We start from the raw sequence: 274 nt of genomic DNA, 5'->3' as shown, positions 1-274 counted from the left end.
CGACCCGACTTCGGCAGTGAACATCAACATGGGAACGCTGGTGGGTTCCTACGCCAACGTGGCAAGGATGCTCGATGAGATCGCCACCGTACCCGGCATGCAGGGCGTGATGCTGACCTTCGACGATTTCCTTGAGGGCGTCGAAGCCTTCGGCCAGAAGATCCAGCCGCTGATGCAGAGCCGCCGGCACGTCACCGCGCTCAAGGAATCGGCCTGATGAACGCCGTCGAACAGATCTCCGGCTACGGCCTGAGCGCAACGGACGAACCTGTGC

1 pseudogene is annotated in these 274 nt (G+C 62.0%); it reads left to right on the top strand.

Features of this window, described 5'->3' with window-relative positions:
- A pseudogene (locus AAEZ09_RS28245) lies at positions 1 to 217 on the top strand (pyrimidine utilization protein A); the annotation flags it as partial.
- Positions 218 to 274: the final 57 nt, after the last annotated feature.

The organism is Pseudomonas sp. 65/3-MNA-CIBAN-0223, from assembly GCF_040310425.1.
In the GTDB taxonomy this organism is placed as follows: domain Bacteria; phylum Pseudomonadota; class Gammaproteobacteria; order Pseudomonadales; family Pseudomonadaceae; genus Aquipseudomonas; species Aquipseudomonas gregormendelii.
Note: the sequence above shows the minus strand (reverse complement) of the source record. Positions and strands in the feature narration are given on the sequence as shown.